Origin of the sequence: Streptomyces roseifaciens (assembly GCF_001445655.1) — a bacterium.
GTDB lineage: Bacteria > Actinomycetota > Actinomycetes > Streptomycetales > Streptomycetaceae > Streptomyces > Streptomyces aureoversilis.
Map to the genome: position 1 here is coordinate 976663 of NZ_LNBE01000004.1, position 19042 is coordinate 995704.

Consider the following 19042-nt stretch of genomic DNA (forward strand, 5'->3'; position numbering starts at 1 on the left):
CGTCCGCCAGGAAGGGGCGGCCTTCGGTGTCCGCCAGGAAGGGGCGGCCTTCGGTGTCCGCCAGGAAGGGGCGGAGGGCGCCGCCGGGCCCGGACCCCGCCGGGGATCAGACCAGGCGCCGGATCTCGCCCCGTACGCGGTAGAAGCCGCCGGCGGCGGGGGAGAGGGCGTCGATGACGTAACGGGCGCCGGGCTCGCGTATGTGACGCGGGAACTGAACGTTCCAGGTGGGGTCGTAGCCCTCGGAGACGACGTGCACGCGCAGCCGGCCGGCGTCCTGCACGCACTCGACCACGATGCCCGAGGCGGGCGCCGCGCTCACCGTGGAGAGCGTGCGGGCCGGGGTGTACGTGGGCACGGCGGCGGCCGACTTGACGTCCACCGGCACGGGGACGCTGCCCGCCTGCGCGGCGGAGACCGCGCCCTCACTGGCGTCGACGCAGACCAGCGAGCCGTCCGTGGTGACCATGTACAGCTTCTCGTTCAGGTACTGCATGGACAGCGCCGAACCGCTGCCCGTGCCGAGCTTCCACAGGCGGGTGCCGTCCGCCGCGAAGCAGTACACCGAGGAGGCGGAGTCGCCCGCGAAGACATAGCGGCCGCCGGGCGCGGTGGCGCAGGAGTAGACCACGGTGTCGCACTGGTAGGTGGCCTCGACGGCGCCCGTGGCCTTCGACAGGCGCTGGACGACGCGGCGGTTGGTGCCGGCGTAGACCGCGTGGTCCTCCTGCCAGCCGAACAGCACCGAGCCGGAGGTGGGGGTGTGCCACAGCTCGCCGGTGCCTTCGGGGGCGTAGGCGGTCACCCCGCGCGCGTGCCCGTGGTAGACGGCGTGCTCGTCGCGCCGGACCATCCAGGCGTGGTCGCCGCTGCTGCGGCGCGACCACTGGTGCTCGTCCTCGTGGTCGATGACGGTCAGTCCGCCGTTGCGGTCGGCGACGTCGAGGACGCCCTCGCGGATGTCGAGCCAGAAGATGTCGACGTCGGAGGCGATCTGGTAGGCGGCGAAGGGGAGCTTGGAGGACAGGTCGTAGACCGTGCCGTCGTCGCAGCCGGCGTAGATCCAGAAGTCGTCCGCCACCAGGCACTTGACGCCGGCGGGCAGCTGGTAGCGGGCCAGCACCTCGCCGTCGTGGCCGAGGGTGTGGACGTGGCCGGCCTGGTTGCCGACCCAGCAGCGGTCCTCGTCCACGTGGATGCCGAACGCGGAGGAGCCGGTGGCGAAACGCCACAGCACCGGGGCAACGGCCCGCGCGGTCGACGGCGCGGACGTCACCTCGCGGCGCGTCACGGGCCGGGCCGCCCGCTGCCCCGCCACCGCCGGGGCGTAGCCCTTGCGGACCTTCTCGCCCACCTTCTTCGCCGCCGCGGCCCGGGCCTTCTCCACGCTGGGGAACGACGAGGTCTGGACCTGGCCCGCGGCGCCGATCCGGCCGTAGCGCACCGTGACCGCCGTGCCGGCGACCGTGACCTCGTAGAACTTGTGCGCCCCGCCGCCGTCCTGCGACAGCTCCAGGTACGTCGTCTCTCCCGCCATGGCAAAGCCCCTCTCCCCGTCGGCCGCGCCGGCCGATCTCCGGTGCGCAGCACGCTAGGGGCAGCCACTGACAATGGGTCTCCGGGCCGCCTGCGCGAACGCCGGCGGGGCGGCGGTCAGAAGAGAGGCTCGGGAAGCACCCCTTCGAGGGACAGGAGCGAGCGCTTGATCTCCAGGCCGCTGCCGAACCCGCCCAGGCCGCCGTTGCTCTCGATGACGCGGTGACAGGGCACCACGACCGGCAGCGGATTGCTCCCCATGGCCACGCCCACGGCGCGGGCGGCGCCGCGCTCGCCGACGCGGTCGGCCAGGTCCTGGTAGCTGACCACCGTGCCGTAGGGGACGCCGCCGGCCAGCTCGCGCAGCACCTGGCGGTTGAAGCCCGAGATCAGCGACCAGTCCAGCGGGACGGAGAAGGTCTCCCGGCGGCCCGCGAAGTAGTCCTCGAGCTCGGCCGCCGTCTCGGTGAGGATCTCGCGCGAGGCGCAGGGCCCGGACACCGGGCCGGTCCCCATGCGGCGGGTGAGGGCGGCCACGGCCTCGGCGGACACCGCCTCGTCCGCACGGAAGGCGACCTGCAGCAGACCCTTGGGCGTCGCCGCGAGCCCCAGCGGTCCGATGGAGGTGCCGACCGTCGTCCACGCCCACTCCTGCGGGCGGGGCGACGGGGCCGGGGCAGCCGCCGGGGCGGTCGGTTCCAGGTCCGTCATGAGGCCCAGCGTAGGCCGTCCGGGGCCCCGCCGGACCCCGGACCGGACAAGTGATCCACGATCAAGTGATCCCCGGCCCCCGCGGGCTGCGGGGGTGCCGGTCTACAGGCCCAGGAAGCCCAGGATCGACAGGCCGTCGTCCTCTTCCTCGTCCTGCTCGTCCTGCTCGTTCTGCTCGTCGAGGTCCTCCTCCAGGGCGTCCTCGATCTCGTGCGGGGCGTTGCTGATGATGCCGTCGACCCCCATGCGCGCCAGGGCGACGGCCCGGTCGCCGTTGTCCACGGTCCACGCCGAGACCTCGAGCATCCGCCCGTGCGGCCCCCGCAGGGCGTGCACCGCCCGCACCCATGCCGCGGTGACGCTCCGGTGGTGCGGGTTGATCTGGTCGGCGAAGGCGGCGTACGAGCGCAGCTCCGAGGGCTTCGGGGCCCCGAGGAACCCCGTCTTCACGTCCGGCCGCACGCGGTGGAAGGCCTTGAGGGAGGCCGCGCTGAAGGACTGCACCACCAGGGAGCTCCGCACGTGGCGCGCGTTGAGCCACCCGGCGCGCTGCAGCTCGCTCGCCAGCTGCCGCTCGATGCCCGGGTAGAGCTCGGGGGCCTTGACCTCCAGCAGCAGCTTCTGCCGGTTGCGGTCGACGCGCTGCAGATAGCTGCGCAGCGTGGGCACCCGTTCCCCGGCGAACCTGCGGTCGTACCAGCTGCCCGCGTCGAGCTTGCGGATCTCGGCGAGGGTGAAGTCGGCGATCTTCCAGGGGGCGCGGCCGGGGAAGCGCCGCTTGACGTCGGTCGTCCGCTCCAGGGTGGTGTCGTGCATGACGATCAGGGCACCGTCCTTGGTGCGCTGCACGTCGTTCTCCACCCAGGTGATCCCCAGTTCGGCGGCTCTGTCGACGGAGGCCAGCGTGTTCTCCGGGGCCTGCACGGGCACACCGCGGTGGCCGATCGCGAGCGGCACGCGCGTGTGCGCGGCGGCCCGCACGGGGGCGGCCGCCCGGGCGTGGGGGGCGGCGAGGACGAGCGTGGACAGGACGAGCAGCGCGCTGGTCACGGCGGAGACGGGGCGGATGCGCATACGGGCTCCTCGCGGCGTCTGGACACGGACGGGCACGTACATCGGGGACCGGGCGTCCCCGGCCCTTGGTGTACGGGATGGGCGTACCTCAGACAAGTACGCGACGGGGGCGGGGGAAGGGAACGGGAACGGCTGTTCTTCGCCGGATCGACGCCACCCGTTCGCCCCGGGAACGGGGGCCGGACGCCGGGTGTCCGGCCGTTGTCAGTGGGGGGCCGTACCGTGGTCTCATGCGGCCCGTATCGAAGATCGAACGCAAGGTGGCGCCTTTCGAGGTCGTCAGCCCCTTCCAGCCCAGCGGTGACCAGCCGACGGCCATCGCCGAGCTGGAGCGACGTATCCGCGCAGGTGAGAAGGATGTCGTACTCCTCGGTGCGACCGGCACCGGCAAGTCCGCGACCACCGCGTGGATGATCGAGAAGCTCCAGCGGCCGACGCTCGTCATGGCGCCGAACAAGACCCTGGCGGCCCAGCTCGCCAATGAGTTCCGCGAGCTCCTGCCCAACAACGCCGTCGAATACTTCGTCTCGTACTACGACTACTACCAGCCCGAGGCCTACGTACCGCAGTCGGACACGTACATCGAGAAGGATTCCTCGATCAATGAGGAGGTGGAGCGGCTGCGCCACTCCGCCACCAACTCCCTGCTCACCCGGCGTGACGTCGTGGTGGTGGCCTCGGTGTCCTGCATCTACGGCCTGGGCACCCCCCAGGAGTACGTCGACCGCATGGTGCCGCTGAAGGTCGGCGAGGAGATCGACCGCGACGAGCTGCTGCGCCGCTTCGTGGAGATCCAGTACACCCGCAACGACGTCGCGTTCACCCGCGGCACCTTCCGCGTCCGCGGCGACACCATCGAGATCTTCCCGGTCTACGAGGAGCTCGCGGTCCGCATCGAGATGTTCGGCGACGAGATCGAGGCGCTCTCGACGCTCCACCCGCTCACCGGCGAGGTCCTCTCCGACGACCGGGAGCTGTACGTCTTCCCCGCCAGCCACTACATCGCCGGTGCCGAGCGGATGGAGAAGGCCGTCGCCGGCATCGAGGCGGAGCTGGAGGAGACCCTCGCCCGCATGGAGAAGCAGGGCAAGCTCCTGGAGGCGCAGCGCCTGCGCATGCGCACCACGTACGACATCGAGATGATGCGCCAGATCGGCTCCTGCTCCGGCATCGAGAACTACTCGCTGCACATGGACGACCGCGAGCCCGGCTCCCCGCCCAACACCCTCCTCGACTACTTCCCGGAGGACTTCCTCCTCGTCATCGACGAGTCGCACGTCACCGTCCCCCAGATCGGCGCCATGTACGAGGGCGACGCCTCCCGCAAGCGCACGCTCGTGGAGCACGGCTTCCGGCTGCCCTCGGCCATGGACAACCGCCCGCTGAAGTGGGAGGAGTTCACCGAGCGCATCGGCCAGACGGTCTACCTCTCGGCGACCCCCGGAAAGTACGAGCTCTCGCGCTCGGACGGCTTCGTCGAGCAGATCATCCGCCCCACCGGCCTGGTCGACCCCGAGGTCGTCGTCAAGCCGACCGAGGGTCAGATCGACGACCTGGTGCACGAGATCCGCACGCGCACCGAGAAGGACGAGCGCGTCCTCGTCACCACCCTCACCAAGAAGATGGCCGAGGACCTCACGGACTACTTCCTGGAGCTCGGCATCCAGGTCCGCTACCTGCACAGCGACGTCGACACGCTGCGCCGCGTGGAGCTGCTGCGCGAGCTGCGGGCCGGCGAGTACGACGTCCTGGTCGGCATCAACCTGCTGCGCGAGGGCCTCGACCTGCCCGAGGTGTCCCTGGTCGCCATCCTGGACGCCGACAAGGAGGGCTTCCTGCGCTCGGGCACCTCCCTGATCCAGACCATCGGTCGTGCCGCGCGCAACGTCTCCGGCCAGGTCCACATGTACGCCGACAAGGTCACCCCGGCGATGGAGAAGGCCATCGACGAGACCAACCGCCGCCGGGCCAAGCAGATCGCGTACAACAAGGAGCGGGGCATCGACCCCCAGCCCCTGCGCAAGAAGATCGGCGACATCGTCGCCACCCTGGCCCGCGAGGAGATCGACACCCAGGAGCTCCTGGGCTCCGGCTACCGCGAGAAGGGCGCCAAGGGCAAGGCCCCGGTGCCCACCGCGCAGGCCGGGAAGGCGGCGGGCAAGGGTGCCAAGGCCGCCAAGGGCAAGGCGAAGGCCGCCGTCGCGGTGACGGACCGTCCCGCCGCCGAACTGGCTCAGCAGATCGAGGACATGACCGACCGTATGCGGGCCGCGGCCGCGGAGCTGCAGTTCGAGGTCGCCGCCCGGCTGCGCGACGAGGTGAGCGAGCTGAAGAAGGAGCTGCGGCAGATGAAGGAGGCCGGGCTCGCCTGAGGTACGGGCGGGGATGTTGCAAGACCGCCACAAATCCCGTTCGGATTCGTGCGGGGTCGGGGTCCGTGCGTAGGGTCGGGGCGGAGGCCGTGCGGACGCCCGGCCCACGGGGATTAGAACGAGAAGGGACTGCGCGTGACGGTCAACTTGTCCAAGGGTCAGGGCATCAGCCTGCAGAAGGCAGACGGAGGCACCCTGACCGCCGTGCGGATGGGGCTTGGCTGGCAGGCCGCCCCCCGCCGCGGACTGTTCGGGTCGCGCACGAGGGAGGTCGACCTCGACGCCTCGGCGGTGCTCTTCGCCGGGGGCCAGCCGGTGGACGTGGTCTTCTTCCGCCACCTGGTCAGCGACGACGGCTCGGTGCGGCACACCGGTGACAACCTGGTCGGCGGCGCCGGCACGGGCGGCGACGACGAGGCCATCCTCGTCGACCTGCAGCGCGTCCCCGTGCACATCGACCAGATCGTCTTCACGGTGAACTCCTTCACCGGCCAGACGTTCTCCGAGGTGCAGAACGCCTTCTGCCGCCTGGTCGACGAGACCAACGGCCAGGAGCTCGCCCGCTACACCCTCGACGGCGGCGGCGCGTACACCGCGCAGATCATGGCGAAGGTGCACCGCTCCGGCAACGGCTGGGCGATGACCGCCATCGGCAACCCGGCCAACGGCAAGACCTTCCAGGACCTCATGCCGGCGATCCTGCCGAGCCTGTAGGCGTACGCATCCTGAGAACATCCCGGGCCCGGCGGAGAGCGTTTCCGCCGGGCCCGCGGGCACGACAAGCGCAGCACGAGCACGAGCACGAGCACGAACAACGAGGGGGCGCAGCAATGACGGCCGAGCTGGTGCGGGGGCAGAACCACCCGCTGTCCGGTACCCGCCTGGAGATCCGGGTCGCGGCGGGAGGCCCCGTCGTCGCGGGCGCCACGCTCGCCGGGGCTGACGGCAAGGTGGCCGGCGCCGACCGCGTCGCGCACCCCGCCTCCCACCGCCTCCCCGGCCTGGAGGTCTCCCGGCAGGCCGCGGCCGACCACCGGCTCGCCGTCGACCTGGAGGCCCTCCCCGAGGACGTGCACCGGGTCCACGTGATGCTCGCGCTGCCCACCGGAGCGGGCGGTCCCACGTCCTTCGGCACGCTGGCCGCCCCGTTCATCGCCGTCACCGAGCTCGACGGGGCCGAGATCGCCTCCTTCACGATCACGGACCTCGGCGAGGAGTCCGCCGTCGTCGCCCTGGAGCTGTACCGCAGGCAGGGCGCCTGGAAGGTGCGCGCCGTCGGCCAGGGGTACGCGGGCGGGCTCGCCGCGATGCTGCACGACCAGGGGCTGGAGCAGTCCTTCGAGACCGCCGCGGCCATCAACGAGGCCGTCACCCGGGGCATGGCCCGCGCGGTCGCACCGCCGCCCCCGCGCCCGGTTGCGGACCCCGCGCCGCAGGCCCCCGCACCGCAGGCCCCCGCGCCCGGCGGCGGCCCCGTCGACTACCGCCACCCCCGCCGCGCCACCGCGACGCCCCCGGACCCCGCTCCGGCCGCCGCCCCGCCCGCAGAGCCGGGGCAGCCGCCCCGCCCCGTCGCGGGCGACGCCAACGGCTGGACCATGAACGAGCGGCTCTACAACCAGGTGTGGGGCATGTTCGAGGACCTGGCCCGCTCGGCCGCGGCCTACCGCAGCGCCGTCGACTTCGCGGAGTCGCGCCTGGAGCAGGAGCTGGACAAGGTCCTCTCCGACCCGGCCACGCGCGTGGGTGCCGCGGCCGACGCGGCCCGGGCCGAGGCCCGGGCCCGGCAGGCGAGCCTCGTGGAGCAGGCCCGGGCGGTCCTCGACCGCGACCTCGCCCAGCTCGCCGCCGAGGCCGAGGTCGTCGAGCACGCACTGCCGCCGGCCTTCGCCCGCTGGGACAGCCCGGTCTGGCAGGGTTTCCAGGTGCCGCTGGAGACCCCGATGGCGCTGCGCCTGGGCGAGCTGCACCTGCCGGAGCGCACCGACCTGCGGATCCCCATGCTGGTGCGGCTGCCCCTGGAGCGCGGGCTGTGGATCGACAGCGGCCGCACCTCCGGCCTGCAGGCGGCGATCGTGGACTCCTCCGAGCTGCGCCGCCTGGCCATGGAGACGGCGGTCGCGCACGCCGCGCGGCTGCTGGCCGTGCACCCCGTCGGCGACTACACGGTGCACGTGATCGACCCGGCGGGCGCGGCCGGCGGGGCGCTCGCGCCGCTGCTGCAGTCCGGCGCGCTGAAGGAGGCTCCCGCGGCCGGGGCGCAGGGGGTCTCCGCGCTGCTGGACCGGCTGACGCGCCGCGTCGACCTGGTGCAGATGGCCGCGCGCAGCGGCGCCTCCGACTCCCTCCCGCCGGATGTGGACACCGCGGAGCAGCTGCTGATCGTCAACGACTTCCCGCACGGCTTCGACGACCGCTCGGTCAACCAGCTGCGGTACATCGCGGACGAGGGGCCGTCCGTGGGGGTGCACCTGATGATGGTCGCCGACCGGGAGGACGCCCGGGGGTACGGGCCGGTGCTCGACCCGCTCTGGCGCGCCCTGCTGCGCATCACGCCGGTCCCCGACGACCACCTCGCCGATCCGTGGGTCGGGCACACCTGGACGTACGAGCCCTCGCTCGTGCCGGTCGGCAGCGATGTGCTGGGGCAGGTGCTCCGGAGCGTGGGGCAGGCGCGGCAGGCGTATGGCATCTAGCAGGTAAAGGGCTACCGAGCTGGGGTTTTTGGTCTTTCTTTACTCTTCCTTGGCCTTTCCTGTACCGTTCTGAGGACTGCCGTACGCCCGTACGACGTACCGGAGGAACAGTGGACGTCTCCCTGACCCTGTGGGTGCTGACCATTCTCGGTCTGTGCGCCCTCGTCACCGCCGACTTCTTCATCGGAGGTCGCAAGCCGCACGAGGTCTCCCTCAAGGAAGCCGGGGTGTGGACCGCGGTCTGGGTCGCCCTCGCCGGCCTCTTCGGCCTCGGCCTGCTGCTCTTCGGCGGCGGCCAGCCGGCCGGCGAGTTCTTCGCGGGCTTCATCACCGAGAAGTCGCTCAGCGTCGACAACCTCTTCGTCTTCGTCCTGATCATGGCGAAGTTCGCGGTCCCGTCGGTGTACCAGCAGCGCGTCCTGATGGTCGGCGTGCTCATCGCCCTGGTCCTGCGGGCCGTGTTCATCGGCGCGGGCGCGGCGATCATCGCCAACTTCTCCTGGGTCTTCTACATCTTCGGCGCCTTCCTCATCTGGACGGCCTGGAAGCTCATCCAGGAGGCGCGCGCCGACGAGGAGGACGAGGAGTTCGAGGAGAATCGTTTCCTCAAGCTGGTCGAGAAGCGCTTCCCCTCCACGGACCGCTACCACGGCACCAAGCTCTTCATCGTGGAGAACGGCAAGCGTCTGATGACGCCGATGCTGATCGTCATGCTGGCGATCGGCACCACCGACGTCCTCTTCGCCCTGGACTCGATCCCCGCGATCTTCGGCCTGACCCAGGACCCGTACATCGTCTTCACGGCGAACGCCTTCGCCCTCATGGGTCTGCGCCAGCTGTACTTCCTGATCGGCGGACTGCTGAAGAAGCTCGTCCACCTCTCGTACGGCCTGTCGGTCATCCTGGGCTTCATCGGCGTCAAGCTCGTCCTGCACGCCCTCCACGAGAACGGCGTGGGCGTCCCCGAGATCAGCATCCCGGTGTCCCTCGGCGTCATCTGCGCGGTGCTGGTCGTCACCACGATCACCAGCCTGCGCGCCTCCCGGAAGCAGGAGCAGGAAGCCGCCCTGGAGGGCATGGCCGCTGCGGAGGCCGAGGAGGCCCCGGAGGGCAAGGACGAGGTCCGCGTCTGACGCAGGTCCCGCCCCTGCCGCCCGCGCTTCACCGGAGGCCGTCCCCGCTCAGGCGGGGGCGGCCTCCGCCGCGGTTGCGGGCGCCGCGGCCGGCCGGGTCTCGGGCAGCAGGGCGAAGCAGCCCAGGCTGACGAGGGCGACGACCCCGAGGTAGCCGGCGACCGCCCAGGGCGGACCGGAGCCCTGCGCCAGCGCCGTCGCCGCGACCGGGGTGAGGCCGCCGCCCACCACCCCGGCCAGGTTGTAGCCGACCGCCGCCCCCGTGCAGCGCACCCGGGTCTCGAACAGCTCCGGGAGATAGGCGGCGACGACGCCGACCACCGCCGAGAAGGGCACCGCCGCCCCCGCGAAGCCCAGCAGCATCCAGGCGGGCCGCCCGGTGTGCAGCAGGCCCATCAGCGGGACCATCCACAGGCCGAGGCCGGCGCTGCCGGCCAGGCACAGGGAGCGCCGCCCGTAGCGGTCGCCCAGCACGGCGAAGAACGGGGTGAGCAGGCTGGAGACGACGACGCCCGCCATGATGCAGCCGAGCATGGCCGTGCGGCCGACCTCCAGCTGCTCGGTGCCGTAGGCCAGGGCCCACGTGCTGATCGCGTAGTGGGTGGCGAAGACGAGGGAGAGCCCGCCCGCAGTGAGCAGGACCGGCCGCCAGTGCCCGCGCAGGAGCTCGGCGAAGGGCAGGGCGGCCCGGGTGTCCGTGGCCTCCAGCGCGCGGAACTGCGGCGTCTCCGGGAGCCGGGAGCGCAGCAGCAGGCCCACCGCCGCCATGAGGCCCGCGCCCCAGAACGGCACCCGCCAGCCCCAGGCCAGGTAGTCCGCCTCGGAGAGCCCCGCCGACAGGACGAGGGCGAGACCGTTGGCCAGCAGGAACCCCGTCGGCGCGCCGAGCTGCGGGAGGCTGGTCCACAGGGCGCGGCGGTGCGCCGGGGCGTGCTCCGCGGTCAGCAGCACCGCCCCGCCCCACTCCCCGCCGAGCCCCAGCCCCTGCGCGAACCGCAGGACGAGCAGGAGCAGCGGCGCGGCGATGCCGATGCTGTCGTAGGTGGGGACGAACCCCACCGCGACCGTGGCCAGGCCCGTCAGCAGCAGGGACGCCATGAGGACGGGCCGCCGGCCGTGCCGGTCGCCGATGTGGCCGAAGAGCACCGCGCCCAGCGGGCGGGCGAGGAAGCCGATCCCGAAGGTGCCGAAGGCGGCGAGGGTGCCGAGCAGCGGGGAGACGGTGGGGAAGTACAGCGGCCCGAGGACGAGGGCCGCCGCGGTGCCGTAGACGTAGAAGTCGTAGAACTCGACGGCGGTGCCGGCCATGGCGGCGAGCGCCAGGCGCAGCATGGACGGCCGGCGAGGGGGCGGGGTGCTGTGCGGTTGCATGTACTGCCCAACAGCCAGTCGGCAGGGAGGCAACGGGCGTGCGGTGGCGCAGCGGGGGGCGCGCGGGGCCGTGAAGGCCGCAGAATATTTTTCGTCCGGATTTGCGTAGATGTGGCCATCCGGCGCGAGGGGGAGTACCTTAAGAAATGAGGCCGCCGCATCCGGAGTGATTTGGATGGACGGCCTCACTGCATGCCCGGAGCATTCCGGTGCGGGGAGTGTCACCAGCCGCGTTCGCGCCATTCGGCGAGGTGGGGGCGCTCGGCGCCCAGCGTGGTGTCCGCGCCGTGGCCCGGGTAGACCCACGTCTCGTCCGGGAGCTCCCCGAAGAGCTTCGTCTCCACGTCGTGGAGGAGGCTCGCGAAGGCCTCGGGGTCGTCGTGGGTGTTGCCGACGCCTCCCGGGAACAGGCAGTCGCCGGTGAACACGTGCGGGTGGCCGTGCGGGTCGTCGTAGACCAGCGCGATGCTGCCCGGGGTGTGCCCCACCAGGTGCCGTGCGGTCAGCTCCACGCGGCCTACGCGGATGACGTCGCCGTCGGCCACGGGCACGGCGGTCGGCACGGGGATGCCCTCGGCGTCCTCGCGGCCCGCGTACGTGGTGGCGCCGGTGGCGTCGGCCACCTCCTGCAGGGCTCCCCAGTGGTCGCCGTGGCGGTGCGTGGTGACCACGGAGGCGATGCCGCTGTCCCCGATCAGGGAGAGCAGGGTGTGCGGCTCGGCGGCGGCATCGATCAGCAACTGCTCGTCCGTCGCGCGGCAGCGCAGCAGATAGGCGTTGTTGTCCATCGGGCCGACCGCGACTTTCGAGATCATCAGGTCGGTCAGCTCGTGCACGTCCGCCGGTCCGCCGACCTTCACCGCTCCGCTGTACGTCATGAAGCCAGCCTATTCCTTCGGGTCGTTCACAGCGGGGGGAGGGCGGGGAGCGGTGCGCCCGAAGTGCCGAGCGCCGCGCCCTTGTCGCCGCGGCCCGCGAGCCAGCCCAGGAGGTCCGCGGGCGCGCCGCTGACGGTGACCGGGGCGCCCTCCGCGGTGCCGCCCGTGTGCCAGCGCCTGCCGTCGTCGGCGACGACCGTGACGGCGGGGATGCCGGGCCGGGTCGACCAGCGCTCGGCGAGGAACTCGATCTCCCGTCCGGTGAACTCCTCCGGCAGGTCCTGCAGCTCGTAGCCGACGCCCAGGTCGACGAGGTGCAGTTCGAGCTCGATCCAGCGGCGGAAGGGGACGCGGGCGGCCCGGTCGGTCACGCCGTTGCGCATGGTGATCGTGCGGTCCCAGTCGGCGGGGACGGCGGCCTGGGCCCGCAGGCGCGCGGCGCTGTCGCGCAGGTCGGCGAGGTGCTCCGCCAGGGAGCGGCCCGCGCCCTTCTCGATGTCCTCGTCCCGGGCCTCGGCGGTCACGTACATCGGGCGGCCGGCCAGGACGTTGACGAGGGCGTCCGCGTTGCGCGCGACGTGCGCCATCACGTGCCCGCGGGTCCAGCCCGGGAGCCGGGACGGGGCGGTCACGGCGGCGTCGTCGAGGGCGCCGGCCGCGCTCAGGAACCGCTCGGTCGCTCGGTGTACAGAGGCCAGGTCGCGCACGTGGTCGATCATGCGGCCGACGATAGCGCCGCCACTCGTCCGGGTGAAGGTGTCCGGCTCCGGCCGTAAATCGAATGTGCGTGCTATAGGCTCGATGAGGCATCGGATCCGACATCCGCGCGGCGACCCCCATACCCTGGGTCGGGGGTGCGCGCCCCATTGCTCTCAAGAACCACTCTCAGGAACCACCCCCCTTCTTCGTTCTCAAGAAAGGTGCCGACCGGCGTGGCTGACCGTCTCATCGTCCGTGGCGCTCGCGAGCACAACCTCAAGAACGTCTCGCTCGACCTCCCCCGCGACTCCCTCATCGTCTTCACGGGGCTCTCCGGCTCGGGCAAGTCGTCCCTCGCGTTCGACACGATCTTCGCCGAGGGGCAGCGCCGCTACGTCGAGTCGCTCTCCTCCTACGCCCGGCAGTTCCTCGGGCAGATGGACAAGCCCGATGTGGACTTCATCGAGGGCCTGTCCCCGGCCGTCTCCATCGACCAGAAGTCGACCTCGCGCAACCCGCGCTCGACGGTCGGCACGATCACCGAGGTCTACGACTACCTCCGGCTGCTCTTCGCCCGCATCGGCAAGCCGCACTGCCCCGAGTGCAGCCGCCCCATCACCCGCCAGTCGCCGCAGGCGATCGTGGACAAGGTGCTGGAGCTCCCCGAGGGCAGCCGCTTCCAGGTGCTCTCGCCGCTGGTGCGCGAGCGCAAGGGCGAGTTCGTCGACCTCTTCTCCGACCTGCAGACCAAGGGCTACAGCCGGGCCCGGGTGGACGGCGAGACCGTCCAGCTCTCCGATCCGCCCAAGCTCAAGAAGCAGGAGAAGCACACCATCGAGGTGGTCGTCGACCGCCTCACCGTCAAGGACGGCGCCAAGCGCCGGCTGACCGACTCGGTCGAGACCGCGCTGGGCCTCTCCGGCGGCATGGTCATCCTCGACTTCGTCGACCTCCCCGAGGACGACCCCGAGCGCGAGCGGATGTACTCCGAGCACCTCTACTGCCCCTACGACGACCTGTCGTTCGAGGAGCTGGAGCCCCGCTCGTTCTCCTTCAACTCGCCCTTCGGCGCCTGCCCGGAGTGCACGGGCATCGGCACCCGCATGGAGGTCGACCCCGAGCTGATCATCCCGGACCCGGAGAAGTCCCTGGACGAGGGTGCGATCAGCCCCTGGTCGCACGGCCACACCAAGGACTACTTCGGCCGCCTGGTCGGCGCCCTCGCCGACGCCCTCGGCTTCCGCACGGACATCCCCTGGGCCGGCCTGCCCGCGCGCGCCAAGAAGGCCCTGCTCAACGGCCACAAGACCCAGATCGAGGTGCGCTACCGCAACCGCTACGGGCGCGAGCGCGCGTACACCACCGCCTTCGAGGGTGCGGTGCCCTTCGTCAAGCGCCGCCACTCCGAGGCCGAGAGCGACGCCAGCCGCGAGCGCTTCGAGGGCTACATGCGCGAGGTGAACTGCCCCACCTGCGAGGGCACGCGCCTGAAGCCGATCGTGCTCGCCGTCACCGTCCAGGGCCGGTCCATCGCGGAGGTCTCCGCGATGTCGATCAGCGAATGCGCCGACTTCCTGCGGGACATGAAGCTCACCGGCCGCGAGAAGAAGATCGCCGAGCGGGTCCTCAAGGAGGTCAACGAGCGCCTGAAGTTCCTCGTCGACGTCGGCCTGGACTACCTCTCGCTCAACCGCGCCGCGGGTACCCTCTCCGGCGGCGAGGCCCAGCGCATCCGCCTCGCCACGCAGATCGGCTCCGGCCTCGTCGGCGTGCTCTACGTTCTGGACGAGCCCTCCATCGGCCTCCACCAGCGCGACAACCACCGCCTCATCGAGACCCTCGTCCGCCTGCGCGACATGGGCAACACCCTCATCGTCGTCGAGCACGACGAGGACACCATCAAGGTCGCCGACTGGGTCGTGGACATCGGCCCCGGCGCCGGCGAGCACGGCGGCAAGGTCGTGCACAGCGGCCCCTTGAAGGAGCTCCTGCGCAACAAGGAGTCGATGACCGGGCACTACCTGTCCGGCAAGAAGGCCATCGCCATACCGGACGCCCGCCGGCCCGTCGACCCCGAGCGCCGGATCACCGTCCGCGGCGCCCGCGAGAACAACCTGCGGGACATCGACGTCTCCTTCCCGCTCGGCGTGCTCACGGCCGTCACCGGCGTCTCGGGCTCCGGCAAGTCGACCCTGGTCAACGACATCCTGTACACGCACCTGGCCCGCGAGCTGAACGGCGCCCGGGCCGTGCCCGGCCGTCACACGCGCGTCGACGGCGACGACCTGGTCGACAAGGTCGTCCACGTCGACCAGTCGCCCATCGGCCGGACGCCGCGCTCCAACCCCGCCACGTACACCGGCGTCTTCGACCACGTCCGCAAGCTCTTCGCGGAGACGATGGAGGCCAAGGTCCGCGGCTATCTGCCCGGCCGCTTCTCCTTCAACGTCAAGGGCGGCCGCTGCGAGAACTGCTCCGGCGACGGCACCATCAAGATCGAGATGAACTTCCTGCCGGACGTGTACGTGCCGTGCGAGGTCTGCCACGGTGCGCGCTACAACCGGGAGACCCTGGAGGTGCACTACAAGGGCAAGTCCATCGCCGAGGTGCTGGACATGCCCATCGAGGAGGCGCTCTCCTTCTTCGAGGCCGTGCCCACCATCGCCCGCCACCTGCGCACGCTCCACGAGGTCGGCCTCGGCTACGTCCGCCTCGGGCAGTCCGCGCCGACGCTCTCCGGCGGCGAGGCCCAGCGCGTGAAGCTCGCCAGCGAGCTGCAGAAGCGCTCCACGGGCCGTACGGTCTACGTCCTGGACGAGCCCACCACGGGCCTGCACTTCGAGGACATCAACAAGCTCATCTCGGTGCTGGCCGGCCTGGTCGACAAGGGCAACAGCGTCATCGTCATCGAGCACAACCTCGACGTGATCAAGACCGCCGACTGGGTCGTGGACATGGGCCCCGAGGGCGGCAACGGCGGCGGCCTGGTCATCGCCGAGGGCACGCCCGAGGACGTCGCGTCCGTGCCGTCCAGCCACACCGGCAAGTTCCTGCGGGAGCTGCTGGGGGACCGGGTGAGCGATGCGCCTGCGGTCTCCGCTCCGAAGGCACGGAAGAAGGCCGCGGCCAAGAAGGCGCCGGCCAAGAAGGCCGCTGCCGGGAAGGCGTGACCACGCCCTCCCGGGCGGAGGTCATGACGACAGCTCGGCGCCGTACGGCGGCTCCGCACCGGCCCTCGTGCAGGTGAGGGCCGCCGCGCGGGCCGCGAAGGACAGCGCGTCGCGCCAGGCGGGGCCGTCGAGCCGGGCGGGCCCGTCCAGCGCGCCCGGCAGCGCCGCGAGGCGGTGGAGCAGCGCGGCGTTCACCGTGTCCCCCGCGCCGATCGTGTCGGTGACCGCCACGCGGGGCGCGGGCACGCCGATCCGCTCGCCGGAGCGCGTGTGGACGGCGAGCCCCTCGCCGCCGTGCGTGATGACCACCGCGGCCGGGCCGGCCGCCAGCCACTCCTCCGGGGAGCCGCCCAGCCAGCGGGCGTCCTCGGCGGAGAGCTTCAGCACCGACACGTACGGCAGCCAGGAGCGGAAGCGGGCCCGGTAGGAGTCCGCGTCGGGGATCAGCCCCGGGCGCACGTTCGGGTCGAGCAGGGTGAAGACCCCGCGCTCCGCCTCGCGCCGCAGCAGGGCCTCGTACGCGCTCGCCCCCGGCTCCAGCACCAGCGAGCACGTGCCCAGGCACAGCGCCCGTGCCGGGCCCGGCAGCGGCCCGGGCAGCTCGAAGAGCCGGTCGGCGGTGCCCTGCGCGTAGAAGCCGTAGCCCGCGGAGCCGTCCGCGCCGATGTCGGCCACCGCCAGGGTCGTCGGCTCGGGCCCCCGCTGCACCAGCGCCGTGTCCACCCCCGCGGCCCGAAGGCCGGCCAGCAGCGCCTCCCCGAAGCCGTCCGTGGAGACCCGCGAGCAGAACGCGGCCGCCGTCCCCAGTCGCCCCAGGGCGACGGCGGTGTTGTACGGGCCGCCGCCGCGCCGCGGCAGCAGGGCCGGCAGGTCGCCGGCGGGGTCCCCGTCCGGCGCCTTGCCGGCCGGCACGAGGTCGATCAGGGCTTCTCCGGCTACGACGATCACGAAGCGGGTCCTCTCTGGCCGTGGCTCCTGCGGCTCAGCCTGCCAGGCGCAGGGCGGTCCCGGGGGCCGGGTAAGGTCGACGATCGGCAGTTCACCGTGAGTCCAGCGCTGGAGCCCCCCATGACCACCCCCTCGTGCCCGCAGAGCCCCGCCGAGCCCCCTTGTGCGTCGCGGCGCACCGTGCTGCTCCGGGGCGCCGCGCTCGCGGGCGCCGCCGGGCTGGGGGCCGCCGCCTGCGACGGCAAGACGGGCCCCAAGGCGTCCGCCACGCCCACCGCTCCGGTGGATCTCGGTGCGGCGGACGGCGTGCCCGTCGGCCAGGCGCGGCTCTTCCGGGAGGAGCGGCTGGTCGTCTCGCAGACCGCTCCGGGCGAGTACAAGGCCTTCAGCGCGGTGTGCACGCACGCGGGCTGCGTGGCCGACAAGGTGGAGAACGGCAAGGTCCGCTGCCCCTGTCACGGCAGCGAGTTCGACGCGAACACCGGCAAGGTCCTCCAGGGCCCGGCCGGCGCCCCGCTGCCGGCCGTGCCGGTCAAGGCGGTCGGCGGCAAGCTGATCGCGGGCCCGGAGGCCTGAGCCGCCGCCGGGCACGCCCTCCGGCCCCGGCCGGCCCTCGGGCGTCACCCCGGTCGTCCGGTCCTCAGGACCAGTCCCAGGCGATCCCCACGATCCCCGGGCGCACCGTCTGCTCCACCAGGTGCACCATGCGGTGGCGCCCCGCGAGCGTCAGCTCCTGCTGCCCGCCGCGGGGCGCGCCCGCCGAGGTGCGGGTGAAGCGCAGGCAGTGCGCGGGCAGCTCGGCGGCGTCGAAGCGGACCTGCAGCACGTACTGCCCGCCGGCGAAGCTGAAGCCGCGCACGTACTCGCTGCTGGGCCCCGCGGTGCCGTCCTCGAAGCCGTAGCCGAAGACGTACGTGTCCCCGGCCCGCAGCCGGGTGTCGAAGAGCAGCTCCGCGACGAGCACGCCGGCCGCCGTGTGCCACCGCACCCGGCCGACGCGGCAGTTCTCGTTCGCCCGCACGGTCACCCGGCCGGGGTCGCAGCCCCGGTCCCCGTGGTGGATGGCGAGGTAGCGGTCCACGCCGTCGCGGTGGGCGCGCACGACGTGGTGGGAGTCGCGCCCCTGCAGCTCCCGGCCGGCGCCTATGCGGACCCGCTCCAGGTGGCAGACGGTGTGCAGGCCGCCGTCGGAGGGGGAGCCCAGGTCGGCGAGGAGCCGTTCCAGGGCGCGGGACTCCTCGACCAGGGAGCGGTACGAGCGCGCGGCGGGCCGCTCGGCACCGGTGAGCGGGGAGGCCGGCTCCAGCAGCCGGGTCAGGGAGTGGGCGGGCAGCTCCAGGAGCTCTTCCAGCGCCCGCACCGCCCTGAGCGACTCCGCGCGCTGCGGCCGGCGCGCGCCCTGCTGCCAGTAGCTGAGGCTCGTCACGCCGACGTGCACGCCGCGCTGCGCGAGCCGGTGCTGCACGCGGTGCAGCGCGAGCCCCCGTGCGCTGAGCGCGGTCCGCAGTGCCACGTGGAAGGGCCCGGTGCGCAGGGCCAGGGCCAGTTCGGCCTCGGTCGCGTCGCCGTTCGCGCGTCTGCGTGCCATCCGTCCCACCCCTGCGCCTCTGTGAATATTCACCAGCGGTGAATGCGGCGGGGGCCGCCGGACCGCTGTGATCCTCATGGCCGGGCAGCGGACGTTCACATCCGGTACGCCTCGTTCACACCGTCGGCTCACCGAGCATTGAAGCCGGTTGACCATTCACTGACAACTCCCTGATGCTCCTGACCAGCGTCCGGACGCGCCTCCATCACCACCCCCCGCCTCGGGAGGAACGTCCATGTCCCGTGCATCGGCACAACCGAACAAGTCCGGAAGGACCCGCATACGCGGCAGACGGCTGTCCACCGCAGCCGCCGTGGCCGCCGCCCTGCTCCTCGCCGTCCCCACCACGGCGTCCGCAGCCGGCGGCGACCAGCCTTCCCTGCGCGCCTCGAAGAAGCTCGACATCACCATGCAGGCCCAGCAGAAGAGCAATTGGTGCTGGGCCGCCTCCGGCAACACCATCGCCACCTGGCTCGGGCGCAACTACACCCAGAACCAGTTCTGCAACGCGGCCTTCCGCCGCCAGATGGGCTCGGAGTGCCCCAACAACCAGGCCACGCTGGGCAATGTGCAGACCGCCTTCCAGTGGGCGGGCATCAACCCCGGTTCGTACGTGACCGGGTGGCTGCGCTACCCGACCGTCCAGAACGAGGTCAGCGCCAACAGGCCCATTGAGACGCGCATCCAGTGGTCCTCCGGCGGCGGCCACATGCACGTCATCTACGGCTACGACGACGCGAACCAGTTCGTCTACTGGGGCGACCCCTGGCCCTCCAGCAACCGCTACAACTGGGCGTCCCACAGCTGGTACGTGAACAACAACAACTTCTCCTGGACCCACTCGCTCTACCGGATCGGGGCGTGAC

The 19042-nt window shown here is 72.1% G+C and carries 15 protein-coding genes; 7 read left to right on the forward strand and 8 right to left on the reverse strand.

Translation table 11 applies throughout. From position 1 onward, the window contains the following. Positions 1 to 106: 106 nt before the first annotated feature. The 3 genes from AS857_RS21480 to AS857_RS21490 all read right to left on the reverse strand — a co-directional run bounded on the left by AS857_RS21480 (position 107) and on the right by AS857_RS21490 (position 3321). Positions 107 to 1537 (reverse strand): WGR domain-containing protein, encoded by a 1431-nt coding sequence (locus tag AS857_RS21480; protein ID WP_058044913.1) that lies wholly within the window; start codon positions 1535 to 1537, stop codon positions 107 to 109. A gap of 116 nt (positions 1538 to 1653) precedes the next feature. After that, the gene (locus AS857_RS21485) at positions 1654 to 2247 is read right to left on the reverse strand and encodes a methylated-DNA--[protein]-cysteine S-methyltransferase (protein WP_079110549.1); all 594 of its coding nucleotides are present in this window, start codon (positions 2245 to 2247) and stop codon (positions 1654 to 1656) included. Between the two features lie 102 nt (positions 2248 to 2349). Continuing rightward, positions 2350 to 3321, reverse strand: coding sequence for a glycerophosphodiester phosphodiesterase (locus AS857_RS21490; RefSeq protein ID WP_079110550.1), 972 nt, complete (start codon positions 3319 to 3321; stop codon positions 2350 to 2352). A gap of 230 nt (positions 3322 to 3551) precedes the next feature. Between AS857_RS21490 and uvrB the strand changes: the two genes are divergently transcribed. From uvrB to AS857_RS21510, 4 genes are all read left to right on the forward strand, one after another. Beyond that, positions 3552 to 5693, forward strand: coding sequence for an excinuclease ABC subunit UvrB (gene uvrB / locus AS857_RS21495; protein ID WP_058044914.1), 2142 nt, complete (start codon positions 3552 to 3554; stop codon positions 5691 to 5693). A gap of 135 nt (positions 5694 to 5828) precedes the next feature. Continuing rightward, positions 5829 to 6407: a TerD family protein gene (locus AS857_RS21500; protein WP_058044915.1), complete on the forward strand. Its 579-nt coding sequence runs from the start codon at positions 5829 to 5831 to the stop codon at positions 6405 to 6407. Between the two features lie 116 nt (positions 6408 to 6523). Beyond that, the gene (locus AS857_RS21505; protein WP_058044916.1) at positions 6524 to 8389 is read left to right on the forward strand and encodes a TerD family protein; all 1866 of its coding nucleotides are present in this window, start codon (positions 6524 to 6526) and stop codon (positions 8387 to 8389) included. A 110-nt stretch (positions 8390 to 8499) separates the two neighbouring features. Continuing rightward, complete coding sequence (locus AS857_RS21510; protein WP_058044917.1) at positions 8500 to 9522, forward strand: TerC family protein; 1023 nt, start codon at positions 8500 to 8502, stop codon at positions 9520 to 9522. A gap of 48 nt (positions 9523 to 9570) precedes the next feature. On the opposite strand, the gene AS857_RS21515 is transcribed toward AS857_RS21510, so the two are convergent. From AS857_RS21515 to AS857_RS21525, 3 genes are all read right to left on the reverse strand, one after another. Continuing rightward, complete coding sequence (locus AS857_RS21515; RefSeq protein ID WP_058044918.1) at positions 9571 to 10854, reverse strand: MFS transporter; 1284 nt, start codon at positions 10852 to 10854, stop codon at positions 9571 to 9573. Positions 10855 to 11114: 260 nt separating this feature from the next. Then, positions 11115 to 11771 carry an MBL fold metallo-hydrolase gene (locus AS857_RS21520; RefSeq protein ID WP_058044919.1) on the reverse strand — a complete coding sequence of 219 codons (657 nt, stop codon included), beginning with the start codon at positions 11769 to 11771 and terminating at the stop codon, positions 11115 to 11117. A gap of 26 nt (positions 11772 to 11797) precedes the next feature. Then, positions 11798 to 12490, reverse strand: a complete 693-nt coding sequence (locus AS857_RS21525; RefSeq protein ID WP_058044920.1) for a maleylpyruvate isomerase family mycothiol-dependent enzyme — start codon at positions 12488 to 12490, stop codon at positions 11798 to 11800. Between the two features lie 213 nt (positions 12491 to 12703). On the opposite strand from AS857_RS21525, the gene uvrA reads away from it, so the two are divergent. Next, positions 12704 to 15640 (forward strand): excinuclease ABC subunit UvrA, encoded by a 2937-nt coding sequence (gene uvrA, locus AS857_RS21530; protein WP_058046966.1) that lies wholly within the window; start codon positions 12704 to 12706, stop codon positions 15638 to 15640. A gap of 21 nt (positions 15641 to 15661) precedes the next feature. On the opposite strand, the gene AS857_RS21535 is transcribed toward uvrA, so the two are convergent. Beyond that, the gene (locus AS857_RS21535) at positions 15662 to 16588 is read right to left on the reverse strand and encodes a carbohydrate kinase family protein (RefSeq protein WP_058044921.1); all 927 of its coding nucleotides are present in this window, start codon (positions 16586 to 16588) and stop codon (positions 15662 to 15664) included. Positions 16589 to 16708: 120 nt separating this feature from the next. Here AS857_RS21535 and AS857_RS21540 point away from each other — a divergent pair, with 120 nt between their 5' ends. Further along, the gene (locus AS857_RS21540; protein ID WP_058044922.1) at positions 16709 to 17164 is read left to right on the forward strand and encodes a Rieske (2Fe-2S) protein; all 456 of its coding nucleotides are present in this window, start codon (positions 16709 to 16711) and stop codon (positions 17162 to 17164) included. Between the two features lie 64 nt (positions 17165 to 17228). Here the strand turns inward: AS857_RS21540 and AS857_RS21545 are convergent, their stop codons facing one another. Next, a complete protein-coding gene (locus AS857_RS21545; protein ID WP_058044923.1) occupies positions 17229 to 18176 on the reverse strand; it encodes a hypothetical protein in 948 nt (315 codons plus the stop codon). A gap of 235 nt (positions 18177 to 18411) precedes the next feature. Between AS857_RS21545 and AS857_RS21550 the strand changes: the two genes are divergently transcribed. Then, positions 18412 to 19041, forward strand: coding sequence for a papain-like cysteine protease family protein (locus AS857_RS21550; RefSeq protein WP_058044924.1), 630 nt, complete (start codon positions 18412 to 18414; stop codon positions 19039 to 19041). Position 19042: the final 1 nt, after the last annotated feature.

Bases quoted from the DNA above. Each gene is read 5' to 3' on its own strand.
- AS857_RS21480 (WP_058044913.1), bottom strand. From the start codon at position 1,537: ATGGCGGGAGAGACGACGTACCTGGAGCTGTCGCAGGACGGCGGCGGG.
- AS857_RS21485 (WP_079110549.1), bottom strand. From the start codon at position 2,247: ATGACGGACCTGGAACCGACCGCCCCGGCGGCTGCCCCGGCCCCGTCG.
- AS857_RS21490 (WP_079110550.1), bottom strand. From the start codon at position 3,321: ATGCGCATCCGCCCCGTCTCCGCCGTGACCAGCGCGCTGCTCGTCCTG.
- uvrB (WP_058044914.1), top strand. From the start codon at position 3,552: ATGCGGCCCGTATCGAAGATCGAACGCAAGGTGGCGCCTTTCGAGGTC.
- AS857_RS21505 (WP_058044916.1), top strand. From the start codon at position 6,524: ATGACGGCCGAGCTGGTGCGGGGGCAGAACCACCCGCTGTCCGGTACC.
- AS857_RS21515 (WP_058044918.1), bottom strand. From the start codon at position 10,854: ATGCTGCGCCTGGCGCTCGCCGCCATGGCCGGCACCGCCGTCGAGTTC.
- AS857_RS21520 (WP_058044919.1), bottom strand. From the start codon at position 11,771: ATGACGTACAGCGGAGCGGTGAAGGTCGGCGGACCGGCGGACGTGCAC.
- AS857_RS21525 (WP_058044920.1), bottom strand. From the start codon at position 12,490: ATGATCGACCACGTGCGCGACCTGGCCTCTGTACACCGAGCGACCGAG.
- AS857_RS21540 (WP_058044922.1), top strand. From the start codon at position 16,709: ATGACCACCCCCTCGTGCCCGCAGAGCCCCGCCGAGCCCCCTTGTGCG.
- AS857_RS21545 (WP_058044923.1), bottom strand. From the start codon at position 18,176: ATGGCACGCAGACGCGCGAACGGCGACGCGACCGAGGCCGAACTGGCC.
- AS857_RS21550 (WP_058044924.1), top strand. From the start codon at position 18,412: ATGTCCCGTGCATCGGCACAACCGAACAAGTCCGGAAGGACCCGCATA.